15 protein-coding genes and 2 rRNA genes are annotated in these 19,966 nt (G+C 70.9%); 5 read left to right on the plus strand and 12 right to left on the minus strand.

Annotated elements, in window-relative coordinates:
- Positions 1-46 precede the first annotated feature (46 nt).
- Entirely contained in the window at positions 47-1,708 is a 1,662-nt protein-coding gene (locus tag ACYQ8Q_RS11010) for a PucR family transcriptional regulator (protein ID WP_460064071.1), read from the plus strand.
- Between the two features lie 2 nt (positions 1,709-1,710).
- Here the strand turns inward: ACYQ8Q_RS11010 and ACYQ8Q_RS11015 are convergent, their stop codons facing one another.
- The 5 genes from ACYQ8Q_RS11015 to ACYQ8Q_RS11035 all read right to left on the minus strand — a co-directional run bounded on the left by ACYQ8Q_RS11015 (position 1,711) and on the right by ACYQ8Q_RS11035 (position 7,036).
- On the minus strand, positions 1,711-2,838 hold the full coding sequence (locus ACYQ8Q_RS11015; protein ID WP_460064072.1) for a glycosyltransferase family 4 protein: 1,128 nt from the start codon (positions 2,836-2,838) through the stop codon (positions 1,711-1,713).
- Between the two features lie 196 nt (positions 2,839-3,034).
- Complete coding sequence (gene recN / locus ACYQ8Q_RS11020; RefSeq protein WP_460064074.1) at positions 3,035-4,765, minus strand: DNA repair protein RecN; 1,731 nt, start codon at positions 4,763-4,765, stop codon at positions 3,035-3,037.
- A 225-nt stretch (positions 4,766-4,990) separates the two neighbouring features.
- Positions 4,991-5,896 (minus strand): NAD kinase, encoded by a 906-nt coding sequence (locus ACYQ8Q_RS11025; RefSeq protein WP_460064075.1) that lies wholly within the window; start codon positions 5,894-5,896, stop codon positions 4,991-4,993.
- Positions 5,893-6,708, minus strand: a complete 816-nt coding sequence (locus ACYQ8Q_RS11030) for a TlyA family RNA methyltransferase (RefSeq protein ID WP_460064076.1) — start codon at positions 6,706-6,708, stop codon at positions 5,893-5,895. The genes ACYQ8Q_RS11025 and ACYQ8Q_RS11030 overlap by 4 nt, the downstream gene beginning before the upstream one ends.
- A 7-nt stretch (positions 6,709-6,715) precedes the next feature.
- Entirely contained in the window at positions 6,716-7,036 is a 321-nt protein-coding gene (locus ACYQ8Q_RS11035; protein WP_460064077.1) for a hypothetical protein, read from the minus strand.
- A gap of 42 nt (positions 7,037-7,078) precedes the next feature.
- On the opposite strand from ACYQ8Q_RS11035, the gene ACYQ8Q_RS11040 reads away from it, so the two are divergent.
- Entirely contained in the window at positions 7,079-7,426 is a 348-nt protein-coding gene (locus ACYQ8Q_RS11040) for a sterol-binding protein (RefSeq protein ID WP_460064079.1), read from the plus strand.
- On the opposite strand, the gene ACYQ8Q_RS11045 is transcribed toward ACYQ8Q_RS11040, so the two are convergent.
- The 4 genes from ACYQ8Q_RS11045 to ACYQ8Q_RS11060 form a co-directional block, all read right to left on the minus strand.
- Positions 7,410-8,252, minus strand: a complete 843-nt coding sequence (locus ACYQ8Q_RS11045) for an ABC transporter ATP-binding protein (protein WP_460064081.1) — start codon at positions 8,250-8,252, stop codon at positions 7,410-7,412. The two genes, ACYQ8Q_RS11040 and ACYQ8Q_RS11045, sit on opposite strands and share 17 nt — an antisense overlap.
- The gene (locus ACYQ8Q_RS11050; RefSeq protein ID WP_460073256.1) at positions 8,249-9,268 is read right to left on the minus strand and encodes a FecCD family ABC transporter permease; all 1,020 of its coding nucleotides are present in this window, start codon (positions 9,266-9,268) and stop codon (positions 8,249-8,251) included. The genes ACYQ8Q_RS11045 and ACYQ8Q_RS11050 overlap by 4 nt, the downstream gene beginning before the upstream one ends.
- 65 nt (positions 9,269-9,333) lie before the next feature.
- Positions 9,334-10,377, minus strand: a complete 1,044-nt coding sequence (locus ACYQ8Q_RS11055; RefSeq protein ID WP_460064082.1) for a FecCD family ABC transporter permease — start codon at positions 10,375-10,377, stop codon at positions 9,334-9,336.
- 43 nt (positions 10,378-10,420) lie between these two features.
- Positions 10,421-11,449: an HAD hydrolase-like protein gene (locus ACYQ8Q_RS11060; protein WP_460064083.1), complete on the minus strand. Its 1,029-nt coding sequence runs from the start codon at positions 11,447-11,449 to the stop codon at positions 10,421-10,423.
- 73 nt (positions 11,450-11,522) lie between these two features.
- Here ACYQ8Q_RS11060 and ACYQ8Q_RS11065 point away from each other — a divergent pair, with 73 nt between their 5' ends.
- The 3 genes from ACYQ8Q_RS11065 to ACYQ8Q_RS11075 all read left to right on the plus strand — a co-directional run bounded on the left by ACYQ8Q_RS11065 (position 11,523) and on the right by ACYQ8Q_RS11075 (position 14,501).
- Entirely contained in the window at positions 11,523-12,806 is a 1,284-nt protein-coding gene (locus ACYQ8Q_RS11065) for a DUF1015 family protein (RefSeq protein ID WP_460064084.1), read from the plus strand.
- A gap of 124 nt (positions 12,807-12,930) precedes the next feature.
- Positions 12,931-13,344: a YciI family protein gene (locus tag ACYQ8Q_RS11070; protein WP_460064086.1), complete on the plus strand. Its 414-nt coding sequence runs from the start codon at positions 12,931-12,933 to the stop codon at positions 13,342-13,344.
- On the plus strand, positions 13,344-14,501 hold the full coding sequence (locus ACYQ8Q_RS11075; protein ID WP_460064088.1) for an RNA polymerase sigma factor: 1,158 nt from the start codon (positions 13,344-13,346) through the stop codon (positions 14,499-14,501). The genes ACYQ8Q_RS11070 and ACYQ8Q_RS11075 overlap by 1 nt, the downstream gene beginning before the upstream one ends.
- Positions 14,502-14,589: 88 nt before the next feature.
- On the opposite strand, the gene ACYQ8Q_RS11080 is transcribed toward ACYQ8Q_RS11075, so the two are convergent.
- The 3 genes from ACYQ8Q_RS11080 to ACYQ8Q_RS11090 form a co-directional block, all read right to left on the minus strand.
- Positions 14,590-15,396 (minus strand): hypothetical protein, encoded by an 807-nt coding sequence (locus ACYQ8Q_RS11080; protein ID WP_460073258.1) that lies wholly within the window; start codon positions 15,394-15,396, stop codon positions 14,590-14,592.
- A gap of 1,201 nt (positions 15,397-16,597) precedes the next feature.
- Positions 16,598-16,714: ribosomal RNA gene (rrf, locus tag ACYQ8Q_RS11085) — 5S ribosomal RNA — on the minus strand.
- Positions 16,715-16,818: 104 nt separating this feature from the next.
- A 23S ribosomal RNA gene (locus ACYQ8Q_RS11090) occupies positions 16,819-19,940 on the minus strand.
- Positions 19,941-19,966 lie beyond the last annotated feature (26 nt).

The raw sequence follows: 19,966 nt of genomic DNA on the forward strand, positions 1-19,966 counted from the left end.
CCGCTCGGCTGTCTGCCGGGGCGTCCGCGCAGGTAGCGTCCGCTGCATGGACAGCCGTACCGACCACGACCGACCCCACAGCCACCGACCCGACAGCCAGGACGCCGGCGTCACCGTGCGGCGGGCGCTGGAACTGCCCGGTCTGCGCAGCGGGCTGCCCGAGATCCTCGCGGGCGCGGACCGGCTGGGGCGGACCGTGCGCTGGGTGCACGCCGGCGAGGTCCCGCACATCGCCTCCCTGCTCAAGGGCGGCGAGCTGCTGCTGACCACGGGCTACGGCCTCGGCACCCGGCCGGCCGAGCAGCGGGCGTTCGTGCGCACCCTGGCCGAGCGGGGCATCGCGGCTCTGGTGATCGAGCTGGGCCCGCGCTTCACCCGGCTGCCCGCGACCCTGGTGGAGACGGCACGGGCGAACGGCCTGCCCCTGGTGCAGCTGCACCGTGAGGTGGCGTTCGTGACGGTCACGGAGGAGATCCACACCGAGATCGTCAACGGCCACTACGCCCTGCTCCAGCGCGCGGAGGAGGTGCACCGCCGCTGTACCGAGGCGCTGCTGGGCGGCGGCGGGATCCCGCAGGTGCTGGGCATCCTGGCGGACTTCGGCGGCAACCCGGTGTTCCTGGAGACGACGGACGGGCAGCTGCTGTACGCCGCCGGGGAGGGACCGGAGGGGGCGGATCCGCTCCAGGTGTGGGAGGGGCTGCGCGGCCCGCGCAAGGACGCGCCGCCGCCCGCCGGGTCGGTGCTGGTGGATGTGCCCGGGGGCGGGCCGGGGGCGGGTTCGGTCCGCGCCCGGCTCGTGCTGCTGCCCGTGCGCGGCCCGCTCGCCCCGGTGCACCGGATGGCGGCGGAGCGGGCGGCGGGGATCCTGGCCGTGGTGCTGATGCAGGCCCGCCAGGAGGAGGAGCTGGCGGCGCGCGGCCGGGGCGACTTCCTGACCGATCTCGCCGAGGGCCGGATCACGGCGGAGGACGCTCCGGCACAGGCCCGGGTGCTGGGCTTCAAGCCCGGTGCGGGCCCGCTGCTGCCGGTCGTGATGCGGCTGGGCGACGCGCTCTCCCCCGGCGGGGGCTGGGCGGTGCTGGCCCGGGCGGTCGCCGAGGAGCTGGCGTCGGTGGGTGTGCCGGTGCTGCTGGGTGTGCGGCCGGTGGAGGGCCGGGTGCCGCTGCTGGTGGGGCTGCGGTCGGAGTCGGAGCGGTCGGCGGTCGCGGACCGGGTCGCGGCGGCGCTGCGGGCCGGGGTGGAACGGGCCGGGATGCGGCGGCCGGGCGCCCCGCCGCCGATCGTGGTCGTCGGGGTCGCGGGCGGCTGGGCGGCGGCCTCGGCGGGCCTGCGGCACGCGGCGGAGACGGCGACCGCCGCCCAGGGCCTGTCGGACCGCCCCTGGTACGACGCCCGCCGCCTCGACATCGACCTGCTGCTGTGGCGGCTGCGCGACCACCCGGACCTGGCGGCGTTCGTGGACCGCGCGATCGGCCCGGTCCGCGACCACGACCTGCGGTCCAAGCCGCCGCTGCTGCCCACCCTGGAGACCTATCTGGCCCACGCGGGCCGCAAGGCGGAGACCGCACGCGAGCTGCACCTCAACCGCCAGACGCTCTACAACCGCCTCGCCCGCATCGGCGAGCTGCTGGGCACCGACCTGGACGACCCGCAGACGGTCCTGGCCCTCAGCCTGGCCCTGCGCGCCCGCCGGCATCTGCCCTAGCCTCAGATCATGGGCAGGGGCTGCGTCAGCTCGTCGTAGACGCTCAGGACCTGAGCGACCGTCTCGTCCTCGCTGGGCCAGGTGGCCGCCTGACGGGTCCCCAGGTCCCGCAGCCGCGCGTACCGGTCCGGGTCGCCGAGCAGCCGGACGACGGCCTCGGCGAAGGCCGGTGCGTCCTCGGGCGGGACGAGCACGGCGGCCTCGCCGACGAGTTCGCGGATCCCGCCGGCCCGGGCGGCGACGAGCGGCACGCGCGCGTGGAGGGCCTCCTGCGCCAGGACCGAGCGGGCCTCCTCGCCGCCCGGCAGCAGCGCGAGGTCGGCGGCGGCGAGCAGCGTGCCGACGTCCTCCCGCCGCCCGAGCAGTCTGACCGGCAGCTCCTCGGTCTCGATCCGCTGCTGGAGCGCCGCCCGCAGCGGCCCCTCCCCGGCGATGACGACGAGCGGCACGGGGTCGAGCCGGCACCACGCGTGCGTGGCGTCCAGCAGCAGGTCGTAGCCCCGGTGCCGGTCCAGCGAACCGACGGCCATCAGCAACGGGCGGCCGATCGCGCCGAGTTCGGCCCGCACCTTGGAATGCGGCTCCTCGTCGTCCTCGGGCTCCTCGGCCGCGCCGGGCCCGGGCAGGGCCACAGCGGCGAGCCGGGCGTCCCTGGCGCCGGTGCGGCGGGCCCGGTCGACCAGGTCGGAGGTGGTGCCCAGGACCACGGCGGCCGCTCTCGCCACCCGCCGCTCCAGCAGTCGCAGCAGATGTGCGCGGGCTCCCTCGGCGCGTGCCCGGCTGTGCCAGGTGACGACGAGCGGGGTGGGGCGCCCGCCGAGCGCCAGGACGGCGCGGAAGGAGGCGTGCAGTCCGTGCGCGTGGACCACGTCGGCGTCCGTGCAGGCCGCCCGCAGCGCCGCGACCGATCCCGGGTCGCTGCTGCGCGGCACGTGGACGTGTGCGGCGCCGGTGCCGGTGAAGTCGTGGAGGCGCTCGGCCTCGGACGGGGCGCACACCGTCACCCGCACGCCCCGCGCGACGAGCCCCGCGGCCAGGGAGCGCACATGTGCGCTGCTGCCGGCGTTGCCGCCGCCCAGCACCTGCACGGTGCGCAGCGGCGACTGGCCGTGCGGTGAGTGGCTGCTCACGTGGCCGGGGCTCCTGGTTCGGCGTCGGACGGTCACGAAGGAACGGCTTCCTCCACGTACCGAGCCCAAGGATGCCAGCACGCACGGGTGTTCCGTGCCGCCCGGCCCCCGGACCACCGGCGACACGGCCGCACAAGTCACCCACACGAGCGAAGAAACCCAGGGATCCGTTCGATTACGCCCCCTGGGTCAGGTCCTACCCGTCCGCGCGGGCCGTCGCCAGCAACTCCTCCGCGTGCGCCCGGGCCGTCTCCGAGTCCTCCTGCCCGGCGAGCATCCGGGACAGCTCCCGGATCCGCTCCTCGCCCTCCAGGACCTTCACCCCGGACCGGGTGACCGACCCGTCGTTGGTCTTCTCGACCAGGAGCTGCCGGTCGGCGAACGCGGCGACCTGCGGAAGGTGGGTCACCACGACCACCTGGGCGGACTTCGCGAGTTTGGCGAGCCGCCGTCCGATCTCGACCGCCGCCTTGCCGCCGACGCCCGCGTCGACCTCGTCGAAGAGGTACGTCGGCACGGGGTCGGTGCCCGCGAACACGACCTCCACGGCGAGCATCACGCGCGACAGCTCACCGCCCGAGGCGCCCTTGGCGATGGGCCGGGGCGGCGCGCCCGGGTGCGGGGCGAGCAGGAGCTCGACCTCGTCGGCGCCGGACGGCCCGTAGGCGACCGCCCGCCCGCCGACCTCCACGCCCTCCGGGTCCTCGGTCTGCCGGATCGCGAACGACACGCGCGCGTGCGGCATGGCGAGCGACGCCAGCTCCGCCGTCACCGCCGCCGCGAACTTCTCGGCGGCCTCGGTCCGCGCGTCGGTGAGCGCCTGCGCCAGGCCGCCCAGTTCGCTCCGCAGGGCGTCCCGCTCGGCGGTCAGCTCGTCGATCCGCTCGTCGTCGCCGTCCAGCTCGGTCAGCCGGGAGGCGCTCTGCTCGGCCCACGCCAGCACCGCGTTCACGTCCGGCCCGTACTTGCGGGTCAGCGCGGTGAGCGCGGCCCGCCGCTCCTCGACGGCCGCGAGGCGCAACGGGTCGGCGTCGAGGTCGTCGGCGTACCCGGCGAGCTCGCCCGCCACATCCCCCAGCAGGATCCCGATCTCCCCGATCCGGTCGGCGAGGGCGGCGAGCCTCGGGTCGTAGGACCGCACGGCCTCCAGGGCCCGCTGGGCGCCCGCGACCAGGGTCGCGGCGTCGATGCCCTCGGGATCCTCCGGATTGCCCGCGAGCGCGGCGTGCGCGGCCGTGGCGGCCGAGGACAGCGCCTCGGCGTGCCCGAGCCGCTCGGCCTCCTCCGCCAGCTCCACGTCCTCCCCGGCGCGCGGCTCGACACCGCCGACCTCGTCGAGGCCGTAGCGCAGCATGTCGGCCTCCTGGGCCCGCTCACGCGCACGGGTGACGATCTCGTCCAGCTCGACCGCGACGGCCCGCAGCCGCCGGTAGGCCTCGGTGTACTTGGTGAGCGGCACGGCGACGGCGTCCCCGGCGTACCGGTCGAGCGCCTGCCGCTGCCGGGACAGCTTCAGCAGCCCCTGCTGGTCGGTCTGCCCGTGCACGGCCACCAGCTCGTCGGCGAGCTCGGCCAGTACGCCCACCGGCACACTGCGCCCGCCGACGTGCGCCCGCGACCGTCCCTCGGCGGAAACGGTACGGCTGATGAGCAGCGCGCCGTCGTCGAGCTCGGCGCCGGCCTCCTCTGCCCGTACGACCACCGGGGCGCCCGAGGGCACGGCGATACGCCCCTCGACCACCGCCCGCTCGGCGCCGATCCGCACGAGCGCGGCATCGGCGCGCCCGCCCAGCAGCAGCCCGAGGCTGGTGACCACCATGGTCTTGCCCGCACCCGTCTCACCGGTGACGGCGGTGAACCCGGGCGACAGCTCGACGACCGCGTCGTCGATGACTCCGAGCGACCGTATCCGCATCTCCTCCAACACGGAGAAGACCTTACGAGGTCCGACCCGAAAAGTGCGAGGCACCCTGGTCACCCGAGCGAGTGGACCTGCGTGTCACGGGCGCGAGGGGCGGTCTTTCCCGGGGCGCGAGGGGCGGTTCTTTCAAGGGATGCGAGGGCACATGCTTTTAAGGGGCGCGGGGAACTGCGCGACAAGCCACGACGAACCCGCAGCCGCCGACAAGCCCCCGCCACCCCCTACAGACCGCTAGTGCCGAGCCCCCCGCCACCCGGACACAGGCAGAGCGAACTTCGCCACCAGCCGATCGGTGAACGAAGCGTGATGCAGTCGAGCCAACCGCACCGGCACAGCCCCCCGCCGCACCTCCACCCGAGCCCCCGGCGGCAGCTCGAACGTCCGCCGCCCGTCACACCACAGCACCCCCGGCGGAATGTGCGGCAGCAGCTCCACGGCCAGCACGGAGTTCGGCGAGGTCACCAACGGCTTCGCGAACAGCGCGTGCGCACTGATCGGCACCATCAGCAGCGCCTCGACCTCGGGCCACACCACAGGCCCGCCCGCGGAGAACGCATACGCGGTCGACCCGGTCGGCGTGGACAGCACGATGCCGTCACACCCGAACCCCGTCACCGGCCGCCCGTCGATCTCCAGCACCACTTCCAGCAGCTTCTCGGCGCCCGCCTTCTGCACCGCCGCCTCGTTCAGCGCCCAGTCCGTGTGCACGATGTCCCCGTTGCGGTGCACGACGACATCGACGGTCATCCGCTCCTCGACCTCGTACGCCTTGCTGACCACCCGGTCGACGACCTTGTCGAGATCGTCCCGCTCGGCCTCCGCGAGGAACCCGACACTGCCGAGGTTGACGCCGAGCATCGGCACCCCGGACGCCCGCGCGAACTCGGCGCCGCGCAGCAGCGTCCCGTCACCGCCGAGGACGATGAGCAGCTCGCACCCCTCCAGGCAGTCCGGAGTGGCCTCGGAGACCAGTTCCACCTCGTCCGGCACATGCAGGTCGGAGGCCTCGTACTCCAGGACGCGCACCCCGATGCCCTCGCGCAGCAGCCCCTTCACCACCAGTTCCGCGCTGCGGATGGCGGCGGGCCGGCCCGTGTGGGCGAGGAGGAAAACAGTACGGGTTCGGTTCTCGGTCAACGCGGCCCCTCCGCAACTGCACGGTCAACGTCGGCCGGGTCCAGGGCAGGCGCCCCGGCCCGGAGCCACAGAAAGTACTCGACATTGCCCGACGGCCCGGGCAGTGGACTGGCGGTGACACCCTTCACCCCGAGTCCGAGGTCCCACGCCTTGCCGGCGACACCGCGCACCGCCTCGGCCCGCAGCTGCGGGCTGCGCACGACGCCCCCGCTGCCGAGCCGTTCCTTCCCCACCTCGAACTGCGGCTTGACCATCATCACCAGATCCGCGTCCGGCTCGGTGCACCGCTCCAGAGCCGGCAGCACCAGCCCGAGCGGGATGAAGGACAAGTCCCCCACGACAAGATCCACTGGCTTCCCATCGATCGCTTCAAGCGTCAACTCGCGTACGTTCGTACGGTCCTTGACGGTGACGCGTTCATCGCTCTGCAGAGACCAGGCGAGTTGTCCGTATCCGACGTCGACGGCGACGACGTGCGCGGCGCCGGCCCGCAGCAGCACATCGGTGAACCCGCCGGTGGACGCCCCGGCGTCCAGCGCCCGCCGCCCCTCGACGACGAGCCCCTGTGGCACGAAGACCTCCAGCGCCCCGGCAAGCTTGTGCCCGCCCCGGGAGACGTAGTCGGGGTCGTCGTCGGCCACGGCGACGACGATCGCGGCGGCCGTCTCCACCTGGGTGGCGGACTTGGTCGCGACGGTCCTGCCGACGGTGACCCGCCCCGCGGCGATCAGCTGCCCGGCGTGCTCCCGCGAGCGCGCGAGCTTGCGGCGGACCAGCTCCGCGTCCAGACGGCGACGTGCGACTCCTGCCACGTTCGGTTCAGCTCCTAATGCCATACGAGGGCGTGCCATACGAGGGTGAAGGCGCCCTCTGCTCGTACGAGGGTGAGGGCGCCGGAGGTCCCGGGCGGGCGTCGAGCGCGGTGAGCGCGTCGCGCAGCCCCCGGTGTACATCCTCGTACACCTCGAGGTGTCCGTCGGTGGCGAGGTGGTCGGCGTCGGCCAGCCGGTCCAGCTGGGCGTCGACCTCGGCGTTGCCGGTGGGCGTGCGGGGGACGGCCAGCGGGGCGGGCGCGGCGGGGTCGTGCCCCGGCTCCTCCGGCGCGGTCTCCGCCGCCGTCTCCGGCACTGTGTCGCTCATGCCCAGACGCTACCGCGAACCGCTGGGGTACCGTCGATCACGATGGCCACGATCGAGGAGTGCCGCGCCGCACTCGAGAAGCTCTCGGACAGCATGCAGCGTGCCGAAGGGGACGTCCGCGCCGCCGCGGAACTGGACCGTTCGGTCAGCTGCTGGATCACCGACCTGGACGTGACGTTCGTGGGCCGGATGACAGACGGCCGGATCGTGGTCCAGGACACCCTGCAGGGCTCTCCGCGGGAGAAGGCCCAGATCAGACTGAGCATGACCGGGGACGACCTGGTGGCCCTGGTCGTCGGCGGGCTGAACTTCGCCAAGGCCTGGGGCTCGGGCCGGGTGAAGCTGCACGCGGGCGTGCGCGACCTGTTCGTCCTCAGGAAGCTTCTGTAGCCGCCAGGCGCGTGCGTGCGGGCCGCGCCGCCGGCACCACCAGAGGCGTACCGGTCTCCGGGTCGTCGATGACCTGGCAGCGCAGCCCGAACACCTCCTCGACCAGTGCGGCCGTGACGATGTCGTGCGGCGCGCCCTGCGCGATGACCTCGCCGCCCTTCAGCGCGATCAGATGCGTGGCGTACCGGGCCGCGTGGTTGAGGTCGTGCAGCACGGCGACGAGCGTGCGGCCGTGTTCCTCGTGGAGTTCGGCGCACAGGTCGAGGACGTCGATCTGGTGCTGGATGTCGAGATAGGTGGTCGGCTCGTCGAGCAGCAGCAGCGGGGTCTGCTGGGCGAGGGCCATCGCGATCCACACGCGCTGGCGCTGACCGCCGGACAGTTCGTCGACGTACCGGTCGGCGAGTTCGGCCACGCCGGTCCGGGTCATGGACTCCTGGACGACCCGCTCGTCCTCGGCCGACCACTGCCGCAGGATGCCCTGGTGCGGGTAGCGGCCGCGGCCGACGAGGTCGGCGACGGTGATCCCGTCCGGCGCGATCGACGACTGCGGCAGCAGGCCCAGCGTGCGCGCGACCTTCTTCGCCGGCATCGACTGGATCACCTGCCCGTCGAGCAGCACCCGCCCCCGGGACGGCTTCAGCATCCGCGACAGCGCCCGCAGCAGCGTGGACTTGCCGCACGCGTTGGGGCCGACGATCACGGTGAAGGAATGGTCGGGAATCTCCACCGACAGCTGCTCGGCGATCACCCGCTGGTCGTAGGCGAGGGTGACGTTCTCGGCGGACAGGCGGTTCACGGCGCTCCCTGGGTTGTTCTGGTTCATATCCGGCCCGCCTTGCGCTCGGTGACGAGGAGCCACAGCAGATAGACACCGCCGAGGACCCCGGTGACCACGCCCACGGGCAGCTGTCCGTCGCCGAACAGCCGCTGGGAGGCCCAGTCGGCGGTGACCAGCAGGGCGGCGCCCATACACAGCGACGCGACGAGGTTGGGGCCGGGCGAGCGGGTGAGGCGCCGGGCGAGCTGCGGCGCGGTGAGCGCGACGAAGCTGACGGGGCCCGCGGCGGCGGTGGCTGCGGCGGTGAGCAGCACGGCCGACACCATCAGCACCAGCCGGACCCGCTCGACCCGCACCCCGAGCGCGTTCGAGACGTCGTCGCCCATCTCCATCATCCGCAGCCCGCGCGCCTGGGCGAGGACGACCGGGACGAGCACACCGACCAGGGCGAGGAGCGGCCAGACCTGCTTCCAGTCCCGCCCGTCCAGGGTCCCGGTCATCCAGACGACGGCCCGCGCCGCGTCCACGAAGTCGGCCTTGGTGATCAGATAGCCGTTGACCGCGGTCGCCACGGCCGAGACGCCGATGCCGACGAGCACCAGCCGGTAGCCGTGCACACCCCGCTTCCACGCCAGGAGATAGATCGCGGCCCCGGTCACCAGCCCGCCGACCAGCGCGCCGACGGTGACCTGGGCGGTGGTGCCGGAGAACAGCACGATCATCACGAGCGCGCCGGCCGTCGCTCCCTGCCCGAGGCCGAGCACGTCGGGACTGCCCAGCGGATTGCGCGACACGGCCTGGAACAGCGCCCCGCCCAGGCCCAGCGAGGCCCCGACCAGCAGTCCGACCAGCACCCGGGGCAGCCGCAGCTCGTTGACGACGAGCTCCTGGCCCGGATTCCCCTCGCCGAACAGCGTCCTGACGACGTCCCCGGACGAGATGGGGAAGTCTCCGGTGCCGATCAGCACCACGCTCGCGGCGAACGCGGCGGCCAGCAGCAGCACCACGACCACCAGGGCCCGCGTGTCCAGCCGCACCGACAGCCCGCCCGGCGTACGCAGCGCACGCGCCCCGGCCTTCGTCCCGGTCTTCGTCCCGGTCGTCTTTCCGGTCGTCTCCGCGGTCCTCACAGCTGGGCCGTCCTCCGCCGTCGTACGAGAAAGATGAAGACCGGCCCGCCGATGATCGCGGTGATGATGCCGACCTGGACCTCCGAGGGGCGGGCCACGACCCGGCCGATCACATCGGAGCCCAGCAGCAGCACCGGCGACAGGATCGCCGCGTACGGCATGATCCAGCGCAGGTCGGGGCCGGTGAAGGAACGGACGATGTGCGGCACCATCAGCCCCACGAACACGATCGGCCCGCAGGCGGCGGTCGCGGCCCCGCACAGCACGGTCGCGGCGAGCATGGCCAGCGCCCGGGTGCGGTTGAGGTTGGCGCCGAGCGCCTTGGCGGTGTCGTCGCCCATCTCCACCGCGTTCAGCGGCCGGGCGAGGGCCAGCGCGAGGACCGTGCCGGCCACCAGGAAGGGCAGCACCTGCCAGATCGTCTCGTCGGTCGCCGAGGACAGCGAACCGACCGTCCAGAACCGCATCCTGGCCAGCGCCGCCTCATCCATGATCATCACGGCCTGGAGATAGCCGTACAGCGCGGCGCTGATCGCGGTGCCGGCCAGCGCGAGCCGCACGGGCGTGGCCCCCCGGCTCCCGCCGAGGAACCAGACCAGCGCCCCCACCGCGGCCGCCCCGAGGAACGCGAACCACACATACCCGGTCAGGCTCGTCACCCCGAGGAAGGTGATCGCGGTGACGACGGCGGCCGAGGCACCCGCGTTGATCCCGAGCAGCCCCGGGTCGGCCAGCGGATTGCGCGTCAGGGCCTGGAGCACCGCTCCGGACAGCCCCAGCGCGGCACCGACCAGCAGCCCGAGCACGGTCCGCGACAGCCGCTCGTCGACGACGACGTCCGCGTACGTCCCCGAGTCCGCGAACAGCCCGTGCCAGACCTGGGCGACGGACAGCTCCTTCGCCCCGACGGCGATGCTCGCCACCGCCACCAGGGCGAGGACCGCCACGGCGACCAGCAGCCCAAAGGAACGGACCGCCCGACGGGTCGGGGGCGCGGGGGCGGTCTCCGCGCGCTGTTCGGGAACACTGTCGACCAACACGCAGTTAGGTTAGCCTACCCTCCCAAGTCGCCCGGAGGGCTGGTCACAACCCCAGCCGCGCCAGTGCCTTGCCCCCGTCCAGCGTGCAACTCCCCTCCCCCGCGGCCGTCCAGGCCGCCGCGCACAGCGCCCGCAGCCCGTCCAGCGCCTCACCGTCCCCGTCCAGCTCCACCTGCTCCTCCCCCGCGGTCGCCGTCCACCCACCACACCGGAAACCGTCCCCGGCCGGGACGACCTCCGGCTGCCCGGTGAGCAGCCCGCGCAGATCGGCGTCCACGAACGTCGGCCGGTGCCGCGGCGGCGCCGCCAGCAGCTGCGCCCCGTCGGTAACCCCGGTCAGGACGAGCAGCGAGTCCACCTCCCCGTTGAACGCCCCCTCGATGTCGGTGTCCAGCCGGTCCCCGACCACCAACGGCCGCTCGGCGCCCGTCCGCAGGATCGTCTCCCGGTGCATCGGAGGCAGCGGCTTGCCCGCGACCTGCGGCTCGGCACCGGTCGCTATCCGCACCACCTGCACCGCCGCCCCGTTCCCCGGCGCGATCCCCCGCCCGCTCGGAATCGTCAGATCGGTGTTCGACGCGAACCACGGCACCCCGCGCGCCACGGCGTACGACGCCTCCGCGAACCGCCCCCACGGCAGATCAGGACCGCCGTACCCCTGCACCACCGCCACCGGATCGTCGTCCGCCGACTCCACCGGGACGAGCCCCCGCTCCCGCAGCGCGACCCGCAGCCCCTCCCCGCCGATCACCAGCACCCGCGCCCCCGCCGGCACCTGCTCACTGATCAGCCGCGCCACCGCCTGGGCCGAGGTGATGACCTCCTCGGCGCCCGTCGGGATCCCCAGCTCGCTCAGATGCCCGGCCACCGTGTCCGGCGTCCGCAGCGCGTTGTTGGTGACGTACGCGAGCCGCATCCCGCCCGCCCGGGCGGTGGCCAGCGACTCGACGGCGTGCACGATCGCGGCCCCGCCCGCGTACACCACCCCGTCCAGATCGAGCAGCGCCGTGTCGTACGCCTCGCTCAGGGCCTGCCCACTGCCCTCGGGCCTCGTCCTGACGCTCCGGCTCATTCCACATCGCTCCTCGTTCGATCCGCTTTCCCTCGATCATCCCGCACGCCACCGACACACGTACGATGCCGGGATGAACACTGCAGGTCACTCGGAAGCAACGGCGCCCCGAGGCCTGGAACTCACCCCGTTCCGAGGCCTGCGCTACGACCCCGACCGGGTCGGCAGCCTCGCCGCCGTCACCTCCCCGCCGTACGACGTCGTCGTCCGCCCCGACGGCCTGCACCAGCTCCAGGACGCGGACCCCTACAACGTCGTCCGGCTGATCCTCCCCCAGGCGACCACACCCAGCGCCCGCAACGAACAGGCCGCCGACGCCCTGCGCCGCTGGCTCGCCGAGGGCGTCCTGACCGCCGACCCCGAGCCCGCCCTGTACGTCTACGAGCAGCGGCACGCCGACGGCATGCTCCAGCGCGGCCTCATCGGCACCCTGCGCGTCTCCGACCCGGCGGAGGGGATCGTCCTCCCCCACGAGGACGTCATAGAACCGGTCGTGGCGGAGCGCGCGGCCCTGATGCGCGCCACCTACGCCAACCTCGAGCCCCTGCTCCTCACCTACCGCGGCAACGGCACGGCGGCCGAGATCGTGGACCGCACCGCCGAGCGCCCCCCGCTCCTGGCCACCACCACCGAGGACGGCTACCACCACCGCCTGTGGGCGATCACCGACCCCGCCGACCAGGACCTCGTCCGGGCCGACCTCGCCCACCGCCAGGCCCTGATCGCCGACGGCCACCACCGCTGGGCCACCTACCGCCGGCTGCGCGCCGCCCACCCCTCCCCCAGCCCCTGGGACCACGGCCTGGTCCTCCTCGTCGACACCGCCCGCTACCCCCTGCGCGTCCGGGCCATCCACCGCCTCCTGCACGGCCTGCCGGTCGCCGATGCCCTCACCGCCGTACAGGACCTGTTCCGGGTCCGGCACCTGCGCGTCCCGCTCCCCGAAGCCCTCGAAGCACTGGCGGACGCGGCCTGCGCCGGCAACGCGTTCCTGCTGGCCGGCGACGGCGCCTTCCACCTCCTGGACCGACCGGACCCGGCCCTCCTCGCCCGTACGGTCCCCCAGGACCGCCCGCAGGCCTGGCGCACCCTGGACGCGACCGTCCTGCACGCCGCGCTCCTCGCCCACGTCTGGCACATCCCCGAGGACGACCCGGCCCGCATCGCCTACATCCACGACACCGCCGCCACCGTCCGCAAGGCGGAACGCGCCGGCGCCACGGCCGTCCTCCTCCACCCCGTGCGCGAGGAGGTCGTCCGCGACCTCGCCCGCCAGGGCATCACCATGCCCCGGAAATCGACGTCGTTCGGCCCCAAACCGGCCTCCGGTCTCGTCCTGCGGGCACTGGACGTCTGAGGCCCCGGGAACGGGCCGCGAAAAATTCCAGAAAAACGTCACGGACGATGTCGAGAACCCGCGTCGGGCTCCGTCCCCGCTGTGAACGCGACCAGAATGGGTCGCACAGCACCGAGGAGACACCATGGCCAAGTACCTGCTGCTGAAGCACTACCGCGGCGCCCCGGACCCGGTGAACAACGTGCCGATGGACCAGTGGACACCACAGGAGATCTCGGCGCACATCCAGTACATGAACGACTTCGCGGCCGGGCTCGAGAAGACCGGCGAGTTCGTCGACGGCCAAGCGCTCGCCCCCGAGGGCCAGTGGGTCCGCTACGACGGCGAGGGCCGCCCGCCGGTCACCGACGGCCCGTTCGCCGAGACCAAGGACCTCATCGCCGGCTGGATGATCATCGACGTCGACAGCCACGAGCGCGCCGTCGAACTGGCCGGGGAACTGTCCGCCGCCCCCGGCGCGGGCGGCCGACCGATCCACGAGTGGCTCGAGGTACGCCCGTTCCTGACCGCGTCGCCCGCCATCACGGAGTGCCATTGATGGACGAGGCCCTCCTGCGGAGCCTCACACCGAACGTCCTCGCCGTCCTCGTCCGCCGCGGAGCCGACTTCGCGGCGGCCGAGGACGCCGTGCAGGACGCACTGGTCGAAGCGGTCCGCGTCTGGCCCGACGACCCGCCCCGCGACCCCAAGGGCTGGCTCGTCACCGTGGCCTGGCGCCGCTTCCTCGACACCACCCGCGCGGACGCCGCCCGCCGCCGCCGTGAGGAGCGCGTCGACGAGGAGCCGACGCCCGGCCCCGCGCCCTCGGCGGACGACACGCTCCAGCTCTACTTCCTCTGCGCCCACCCCTCGCTCACCCCGTCGTCCGCCGTCGCCCTCACCCTGCGCGCGGTCGGCGGCCTCACCACCCGCCAGATCGCCCAGGCCTACCTGGTCCCCGAGGCGACCATGGCCCAGCGCATCAGCCGCGCCAAGCGCACCGTCTCCGGCGTCCGCCTGGACCGGCCCGGCGATGTCGCGACCGTGCTGCGCGTCCTCTACCTGGTGTTCAACGAGGGCTACTCCGGCGTTGTCGACCTCGCCGCCGAGGCCATCCGCCTCACCCGCCGGCTCGCGGCCGCGATCGACCACCCCGAGGTGTCCGGGCTGCTCGCCCTCATGCTGCTCCACCACGCCCGCCGCGCCACCCGGACCGCGCCCGACGGCAGCCTCGTACCGCTCGCCGAGCAGGACCGCGCCCGCTGGGACACCCGGTCGATCGCCGAGGGCGTCCGGATCCTCCAGACAGCCCTCTCCCGCGACCGGCTGGGCGAGTTCCAGGCCCAGGCCGCCATCGCGGCCCTCCACGCCGACGCGCCCACCGCCGAGGAGACCGACTGGGTGCAGATCGTCGAGTGGTACGACGAACTCACCCGGCTGACCGACAGCCCGGTCGTCCGCCTCAACCGCGCGGTCGCCGTCGGCGAGGCCGACGGACCCCGCGCCGGCCTGGCGGCCCTCGCGGCACTGGACGACTCGCTGCCCCGCCACACCGCCGTCGCCGCCCACCTCCACGAACGCGACGGCGACCTGACGACGGCGGCCCGTCTGTACGCCGAGGCGGCCCACAAGGCGCCCAACCTCGCCGAACGCGAGCACCTGACCCGCCAGGCCGCCCGGCTCAACACCCGCGAGCACCCTGACGCGGACAGCTGACGCGAAACGCGGAAGGGGCAGGTTCCGACCGGAACCTGCCCCTTGCCTACTCACTGCTCACTGCTCGCTGCTCACTCACGCGACGGACTCAGTCCTTGTCGTCGTCCTCGCCCAGGTCATCGCCCAGGTCCTCACCCGGAGCATCGGCGCCGGCTTCGGCATCGGCCTCGATCCCGGCCTCGATCCCGGTCTCGGACTCTGCCTCGTCCTCGCCTTCGTCGAGGGCGTCGACGAAGTCCACCCCGTCCAGCTCGGCGAGCCGGTCGGAGGCGTCCGTGCTGCCGTCCCGGTCCGCCTCGACGGCCTTCGCGAACCACTCCCGCGCCTCGCCCTCACGGCCGGCGGCCAGCAGTGCGTCGGCGTAGGCGTACCGCAGCCGCGCGGTCCACGGCTGTACGGAGCTGGAGGCGAGTTCGGGGCTTTGGAGCGTCACGATGGCCGCGTCCAGCTGACCCATGTCACGCCGGGCACCGGCCGCGACGAGCCGCATCTCGACCTGGCCGGCCTTGTCGAGCTTGTGCACCTCGGGGGCGCCGGCCATGTCCAGCGCCTTCTCCGGCCGCCCGAGCCCACGCTCGCAGTCGGCCATGACGGGCCACAGCTCCACCGACCCGGTCATCCGCCGCGCCGCCCGGAACTCGGCGAGCGCCTCGCTGTACTTCTGGTTCGCGTACGCCGCGAACCCGGCCGCCTCCCGCACGGCCGCGACCCGCGACGCGAGCCGCAGCGCCACCTTGCTGTACCCGTAGGCCCCCTCGGGGTCCTCGTCGATCAGCCGGGCGACCATCACCAGGTTGCGGGCGACGTCGTCCGCGAGCGTCTTGGGCAGGCTCTGCAGCTCCTGCCGTACGTCCTTGTCGATCTCCTCGCCGGTGACGTCCGCCGGGATCGGCAGCCGCTTGATCGGCTCACGGTCCCGGTCCCGCTCGTCACGGAACCGACCGCCACCGCGCCGGTCGTCGCCGCGCCGGTCGTCCCGACGGTCGTCACGGCCCCGGAAGCCACCGGGCCGCCCACCTCGGTCGTCGCGCCGGAAGGCCGGACGGTCACCGCGGTAGCCCCCGCGCTCGCCACCACGGTCGTCCCGACGGTCATCGCGCCGATCGTCACGGCGGTCGTCACGGCGGAAGGCCGGACGGTCGCCACGGTCGTCCCGCCGGAAGCCACCCCGATCGTCACCACGCCGGTCGTCGCGTCGATCATCGCGCCGGTCATCCCGGCGGTCGTCACGGCGGAACCCGCCCCGGTCACCGCGGTCGTCCCGACGGTCGTCGCGCCGGAAGGCCGGACGGTCACCGCGGTAGCCCCCGCGCTCGCCACCACGCTCGTCACGCCGGTCGTCCCTGCGGTCGTCACGCCGGTCATCGCGCCGGTCGTCACGGCGGAAGCCACCCCGGTTGTCGTCGCGCCGGAAGGCGGGACGGTCACCGCGGTCGTCGCGACGGTCATCACGCCGGAAGCCGCCGCGCTCGCCACGGTCATCGCCGCGCCGGTCGTCACGCCGGTCGTCACGGCGCCCGTAGCCACCCCGGTCTCGGTCCCGGTCGCCGAACCCACCGCGGTTGTCGTCGCGCCGGAAGGCGGGACGGTCACCCCGGTCGTCACGCCGGTCGTCACGCCTGTCGTCACGCCGGAACCCACGGTCCCGGTCGTCCCGACGCGGGCCGCGGTCGTCGCGCTGGAACGCGGGACGGGGGCCACGGTCACCCTCGCGGCGGTCGTCACGCCGGTCGTCCCGACGGCCGTACCCACCACCCCGGTTGTCGTCTCGCCGGTCGTCGCGGCGGAACCCGCCTCGGTCACCGCGGTCACCGCGGTCGTCCCGACGGCCGTACCCACCACCGCGGTTGTCGTCACGCCGGCCGTGACCACCACGATCACCACGATCGTCGCGGCGGAAACCCCCGCGATCGCTGCGGTAGCCACCACGATCGCTGCGATCCCCACCGTCCCGTCGCCGCTGCTCGCGCTCCGGTCGGTCGTCGGGAGAGTTGGTGGACATCGGTGACTCCTGTCTTCGGTACACAAGCATTGTAAAAACAAAAGGACCCCTGGTCCCAGCTGAACGCTGGGACCAGGGGTCCTTTCCAAAGATTGTTCGGCGGTGTCCTACTCTCCCACAGGGTCCCCCCTGCAGTACCATCGGCGCTGTGAGGCTTAGCTTCCGGGTTCGGAATGTAACCGGGCGTTTCCCTCACGCTATGACCACCGAAACCCTAATGGTTTCGAGCGAACAAGCACACTCTTTTGTTATGTGTTCTGCTCAAAGCCGGCAACGGTCGTTGCCTCAGAACTAACACAGTGGACGCGAGCAACTGAGGACAAGCCCTCGGCCTATTAGTACCGGTCACCTCCACACATTACTGTGCTTCCAGATCCGGCCTATCAACCCAGTCGTCTACTGGGAGCCTTACCCCATCAAGTGGGTGGGAATACTCATCTCGAAGCAGGCTTCCCGCTTAGATGCTTTCAGCGGTTATCCCTCCCGAACGTAGCCAACCAGCCATGCCCTTGGCAGAACAACTGGCACACCAGAGGTTCGTCCGTCCCGGTCCTCTCGTACTAGGGACAGCCCTTCTCAATATTCCTGCGCGCGCAGCGGATAGGGACCGAACTGTCTCACGACGTTCTAAACCCAGCTCGCGTACCGCTTTAATGGGCGAACAGCCCAACCCTTGGGACCGACTCCAGCCCCAGGATGCGACGAGCCGACATCGAGGTGCCAAACCATCCCGTCGATATGGACTCTTGGGGAAGATCAGCCTGTTATCCCCGGGGTACCTTTTATCCGTTGAGCGACGGCGCTTCCACAAGCCACCGCCGGATCACTAGTCCCGACTTTCGTCCCTGCTCGACCCGTCGGTCTCACAGTCAAGCTCCCTTGTGCACTTACACTCAACACCTGATTGCCAACCAGGCTGAGGGAACCTTTGGGCGCCTCCGTTACTCTTTAGGAGGCAACCGCCCCAGTTAAACTACCCATCAGACACTGTCCCTGATCCGGATCACGGACCCAGGTTAGACATCCAGCACGACCAGAGTGGTATTTCAACGACGACTCCACAACCACTGGCGTGGCCGCTTCAAAGTCTCCCACCTATCCTACACAAGCCGAACCGAACACCAATATCAAACTGTAGTAAAGGTCCCGGGGTCTTTCCGTCCTGCTGCGCGAAACGAGCATCTTTACTCGTAGTGCAATTTCACCGGGCCTATGGTTGAGACAGTCGAGAAGTCGTTACGCCATTCGTGCAGGTCGGAACTTACCCGACAAGGAATTTCGCTACCTTAGGATGGTTATAGTTACCACCGCCGTTTACTGGCGCTTAAGTTCTCAGCTTCGCCACACCGAAATGTGACTAACCGGTCCCCTTAACGTTCCAGCACCGGGCAGGCGTCAGTCCGTATACATCGCCTTACGGCTTCGCACGGACCTGTGTTTTTAGTAAACAGTCGCTTCTCGCTGGTCTCTGCGGCCACCCCCAGCTCGGGAAGCAAGTCCCCTCACCAGGCGTGGCCCCCCTTCTCCCGAAGTTACGGGGGCATTTTGCCGAGTTCCTTAACCATAGTTCACCCGAACGCCTCGGTATTCTCTACCTGACCACCTGAGTCGGTTTAGGGTACGGGCCGCCATGAAACTCGCTAGAGGCTTTTCTCGACAGCATAGGATCATCCACTTCACCACAATCGGCTCGGCATCAGGTCTCAGGCTATGTGAACGGCGGATTTGCCTACCGTTCGCCCTACACCCTTACCCCGGGACAACCACCGCCCGGGCTGGACTACCTTCCTGCGTCACCCCATCACTCACCTACTGCAAGTCTGGTTCGTCGGCTCCACCACTCCCCTTTGCCCGAAGGCTCCGGGGCGGCTTCACGGACTTAGCATCGCCTGGTTCGATGTTTGACGCTTCACAGCGGGTACCGGAATATCAACCGGTTATCCATCGACTACGCCTGTCGGCCTCGCCTTAGGTCCCGACTTACCCTGGGCAGATCAGCTTGACCCAGGAACCCTTAGTCAATCGGCGCACACGTTTCTCACGTGTGAATCGCTACTCATGCCTGCATTCTCACTCGTGAACCGTCCACAACTACCTTCCGGTGCTGCTTCACCCGGCACACGACGCTCCCCTACCCATCACAGCACCCGTTGGGGCTTATCGCTGCAATGACACGACTTCGGCGGTACGCTTGAGCCCCGCTACATTGTCGGCGCGGAATCACTAGACCAGTGAGCTATTACGCACTCTTTCAAGGGTGGCTGCTTCTAAGCCAACCTCCTGGTTGTCTCTGCGACTCCACATCCTTTCCCACTTAGCGTACGCTTAGGGGCCTTAGTCGATGCTCTGGGCTGTTTCCCTCTCGACCATGGAGCTTATCCCCCACAGTCTCACTGCCGCGCTCTCACTTACCGGCATTCGGAGTTTGGCTAAGGTCAGTAACCCGGTAGGGCCCATCGCCTATCCAGTGCTCTACCTCCGGCAAGAAACACACGACGCTGCACCTAAATGCATTTCGGGGAGAACCAGCTATCACGGAGTTTGATTGGCCTTTCACCCCTAACCACAGGTCATCCCCCAGGTTTTCAACCCTGGTGGGTTCGGTCCTCCACGAAGTCTTACCTCCGCTTCAACCTGCCCATGGCTAGATCACTCCGCTTCGGGTCTTGAGCGTGCTACTGAAACGCCCTGTTCGGACTCGCTTTCGCTACGGCTACCCCACCCGGGTTAACCTCGCAACACACCGCAAACTCGCAGGCTCATTCTTCAAAAGGCACGCAGTCACGAGGTAGGAACAAGTTCCTACCCGACGCTCCCACGGCTTGTAGGCACACGGTTTCAGGTACTATTTCACTCCGCTCCCGCGGTACTTTTCACCATTCCCTCACGGTACTATCCGCTATCGGTCACCAGGGAATATTTAGGCTTAGCGGGTGGTCCCGCCAGATTCACACGGGATTTCTCGGGCCCCGTGCTACTTGGGTGTTTCTCAAACGAGCCGTACAGATTTCGACTACGGGGGTCTTACCCTCTACGCCGGACCTTTCGCATGTCCTTCGCCTATCCATACGGTTTCTGACTCGCCGACCAGCCGGCAGACTGATCAAGAGAAATCCCACAACCCCGTATGCGCAACCCCTGCCGGGTCTCACACGCATACGGTTTGGCCTCATCCGGTTTCGCTCGCCACTACTCCCGGAATCACGGTTGTTTTCTCTTCCTGCGGGTACTGAGATGTTTCACTTCCCCGCGTTCCCTCCACACTGCCTATGTGTTCAGCAGCGGGTGACAGCCCATGACGACTGCCGGGTTTCCCCATTCGGAAACCCCCGGATCAAAGCCTGGTTGACGACTCCCCGGGGACTATCGTGGCCTCCCACGTCCTTCATCGGTTCCTGGTGCCAAGGCATCCACCGTGCGCCCTTAAAAACTTGGCCACAGATGCTCGCGTCCACTGTGCAGT

It is taken from the genome of Streptomyces sp. YKOK-I1 (assembly GCF_054660435.1).

Excerpts from the sequence above, each read along its gene's own strand:
- ACYQ8Q_RS11010 (WP_460064071.1), top strand. The coding sequence starts at position 47 with ATGGACAGCCGTACCGACCACGACCGACCCCACAGCCACCGACCCGAC.
- ACYQ8Q_RS11035 (WP_460064077.1), bottom strand. The coding sequence starts at position 7,036 with ATGAGCGACACAGTGCCGGAGACGGCGGCGGAGACCGCGCCGGAGGAG.
- ACYQ8Q_RS11040 (WP_460064079.1), top strand. The coding sequence starts at position 7,079 with ATGGCCACGATCGAGGAGTGCCGCGCCGCACTCGAGAAGCTCTCGGAC.
- ACYQ8Q_RS11045 (WP_460064081.1), bottom strand. The coding sequence starts at position 8,252 with ATGAACCAGAACAACCCAGGGAGCGCCGTGAACCGCCTGTCCGCCGAG.
- ACYQ8Q_RS11060 (WP_460064083.1), bottom strand. The coding sequence starts at position 11,449 with ATGAGCCGGAGCGTCAGGACGAGGCCCGAGGGCAGTGGGCAGGCCCTG.
- ACYQ8Q_RS11065 (WP_460064084.1), top strand. The coding sequence starts at position 11,523 with ATGAACACTGCAGGTCACTCGGAAGCAACGGCGCCCCGAGGCCTGGAA.
- ACYQ8Q_RS11070 (WP_460064086.1), top strand. The coding sequence starts at position 12,931 with ATGGCCAAGTACCTGCTGCTGAAGCACTACCGCGGCGCCCCGGACCCG.
- ACYQ8Q_RS11075 (WP_460064088.1), top strand. The coding sequence starts at position 13,344 with ATGGACGAGGCCCTCCTGCGGAGCCTCACACCGAACGTCCTCGCCGTC.